The 1,464-nt window shown below is 49.7% G+C and carries 2 protein-coding genes; both read left to right on the top strand.

The window, feature by feature from the left end; genetic code table 11:
- Positions 1–148: 148 nt before the first annotated feature.
- Positions 149–889 (top strand): hypothetical protein, encoded by a 741-nt coding sequence (locus A3750_RS15220; RefSeq protein ID WP_068455292.1) that lies wholly within the window; start codon positions 149–151, stop codon positions 887–889.
- A 22-nt stretch (positions 890–911) separates the two neighbouring features.
- On the top strand, positions 912–1,464 hold a 553-nt coding region (locus A3750_RS15215), incomplete at its 3' end, for an FAD-binding oxidoreductase (RefSeq protein WP_156498622.1).

Here is a 1,464-nt window from a genome sequence, read left to right as displayed (position 1 = left end):
TGATAGAAGGACAGGTTCAGGGACTTACGGGTGACGCACCTATACTGAAAATGGAAATTATGCGTAGTCTGCCTGAGGGCATTGGACTGCGCTTTATTCTCGATTAAAACGCCGAAAAAACAATACACCCATTTGCAAGGAGGTTGCGATGCGAGCGCAGTTTGCATTCTGTACGGCTGTTATGGCGACGGCACTATTTTCAAGTACTACTGCCGCTGAGGGCGATGTTCGCTCTAACTATAACGAACCAACGCGAGGTTTTTATATTGAGCATGGAACGGTAGCCAAAAACCGTGATGCGTCTATCGAGCTGCATTCAGGCTCAGATAGTATCGATGCTGGCGGTGGTGTGCGTTTAGGTCTGCCGGGAGCAGAGCTGATTATTAATAGTGGCTTGGATGAATACGATGAGAACCAGCTTCTGCTTAAGTATGGACTACCAGATTTACAGCTTGGTGGCGAAGGTGGAAGCAATGTGCACTGGGCGTTTACAGGCGCGTATTCCCGAACGGAACTGGAAGATGAAAATGGCAATGACCTCATTGACCAGATCAACCTAAAGCTCGGTGCCGCCTTTACGGTCAACGCTGATGCGGCAACTTTTACGCTTGCGCCTCGTTTTGTCTACGCGGACGGCGATCAGCGTGATGATACGTTTGTAGAGCTCGATCTTGGCGCCTATGTGGGCATTATTGATACTCAGGCCGGATTGTTTTCGGCGGGTGTCGAAGCATTGTTTACAACTGCCGATAATACTGATGATACCTATGCCGCAGGTGTTCGTTGGGCGTATGACAGTAAGCTGAATATTGATTTTGTTCCGTTGGTCTTTAGTAACCGAGATTTAGTTGGTGTTCCCGGATTAGTGCGCGTTAATTACAACTTCTAAGTATATCGTTGGATCAACACGAATGACGAAGCTCGAGGGCTACAAAACTCAAAGCTTGTGGCTCTCGCAACTTACCGACCTTTCGATTCGTCCTAGCTTGACTGCAAACCATGACGTCGATGTTGCGATCATCGGCGCTGGCTTCACCGGCTTGTGGACAGCCTATTACTTAAAGAAAAAATCTCCCGAGCTACGGGTAGCTATTATCGAGGCCGATATTGCTGGCTATGGTGCATCAGGGCGCAACGGAGGCTGGTTGATAGGGGAGCTCTCAGAGCAGGACTCCTATCTGGAAGATCTTTGGCCGCCAGACAAAGAACGTGCCCGGACCTTATTACACGCTATTCCGCACGAAGCGCAGCGGGTGATCCAAGAAGAAAACATCGCGTGTGATTTCAAACTTGGTGGAATGTTGTATGTTGCGGCGCGCTACCCCGAGCAGAAGCACTTCCTTCAAGCCTATGAGCGGGAATTACGCCAAAAAGGCTACACAGACGCCGATTTCAAGTGGCTTGATGCGCAGCAAACGGGTGAGAAGATCGGTATGGCTAACGCAAGTGGCGCCCTATACAGCC

The sequence above is a fragment of the Oleiphilus sp. HI0079 genome, from assembly GCF_001635105.1.
The sequence above is the reverse complement of the archived record's forward strand: the minus strand, read 5'-3'. Positions and strand labels throughout refer to the sequence as shown.